We start from the raw sequence: 1,318 nt of genomic DNA, 5'->3' as shown, positions 1-1,318 counted from the left end.
TGAATCGCCCCGAGTTTGGTGGAGGCTCTAACTCTTGAGAAGATAGAGCCATGAAGAAGTCTGTGAAGTTCTCCCCTGAAGTCCGTGAGCGTGCCGTACGCATGGTGGCCGAGTGTCGCGGCAACCATCCGTCGCAATGGGCGGCCGTTGAATCCATCGCCGCCAAGATCGGCTGCACGGCACAGACGTTGCTGACCTGGGTGCGTCAGCATGAGCGAGATACCGGCCAGCGCGAAGGGCCGACCACCGCGGATCAGAAGCGCGTCAAGGAGCTGGAGCGCGAGGTCCGTGAGCTGCGCAAAGCCAATGAAATTCTGAAGCTTGCCAGCGCGTTTTTCGCCCAGGCGGAGCTCGACCGCCGATTCAAATCCTGAGGTCTTTCGTCGACGCGCATCGTGATGCCTTCGGGGTCGAGCCGATCTGCAGGCAATTGCAGATCGCCCCGTCCGGCTACCGGCGCCATGTCGCCCTGCAGCGCAACCCTGAACAACGCAGCCGGAGAGTGCAGCGCGACGAAGCGTTGATTCCCGAGATCGAACGCGTCTGGCAAGCCAACCTGCAGGTCTATGGTGCCGACAAAGTCTGGCGGCAACTGAACCGGGAAGGTGTCGCGGTGGCCCGCTGCACGGTCGAGCGGCTCATGCGCCGTCAGGGTTTGCGGGGTGTCGTGCGCGGCAAGGTCGTGCGCACCACGATCAGCGACAGCAAGGCGGTGTGTCCGCTGGATCGGGTCAATCGGCAGTTCAAGGCCGATCGTCCCAACCAGTTGTGGGTCTCGGACTTCACCTATGTCTCGACCTGGCAAGGCTGGCTTTATGTGGCCTTCGTCATCGACGTCTTTGCCCGACGCATCGTGGGCTGGCGCGTGAGCAGTTCCATGCACACGGACTTCGTGCTCGATGCGCTGGAACAGGCGCTGTACGCCCGCCAACCAAGTCCCGAAGAAGCCCTGATCCACCACTCCGACAGAGGCTCGCAGTACGTCTCGATCCGCTACAGCGAGCGGCTGGCCGAGGCGGGGATTGAGCCATCAGTGGGTAGCAAGGGCGACAGCTATGACAATGCTCTGGCAGAGACGATCAATGGTTTGTACAAGGCAGAGATGATCCACCGGCGAGCGCCCTGGAAAACCAAGGAATCCGTGGAGTTGGCAACGCTGGAATGGGTGTCCTGGTTTAACCACCACAGGCTGCTCGAACCCATCGGGTATATCCCGCCCGCAGAAGCTGAGGCAAACTACTACGGGCAACTCGCCCGTCAGGCCGCCATCGCGGCCTGACTTAAACCAACCGGCCTCCACGGAACCCGGTGCGATTCA

Annotated in this window: 1 protein-coding gene and 1 other annotated feature; the gene reads left to right on the top strand. The window is 61.7% G+C overall.

Annotation, left to right across the window (positions count from 1 at the left end; genetic code table 11):
- Nucleotides 1–50 precede the first annotated feature (50 nt).
- Nucleotides 51–1,279 (top strand): IS3 family transposase gene (locus tag GPA25_RS23560; RefSeq protein WP_169262826.1). Its coding sequence is split into 2 segments (ribosomal slippage): nucleotides 51–339 and nucleotides 339–1,279, totalling 1,230 coding nucleotides; the frame shifts between segments, so codons are not numbered across the junction.
- Nucleotides 329–445 (top strand) — a sequence feature (AL1L pseudoknot). It overlaps the preceding gene by 117 nt.
- Nucleotides 1,280–1,318: the final 39 nt, after the last annotated feature.

The sequence above is a fragment of the Aromatoleum diolicum genome (assembly GCF_012910955.1).
In the GTDB taxonomy this organism is placed as follows: domain Bacteria; phylum Pseudomonadota; class Gammaproteobacteria; order Burkholderiales; family Rhodocyclaceae; genus Aromatoleum; species Aromatoleum diolicum.
This window is presented reverse-complemented; position numbering and strand designations above follow the sequence as displayed.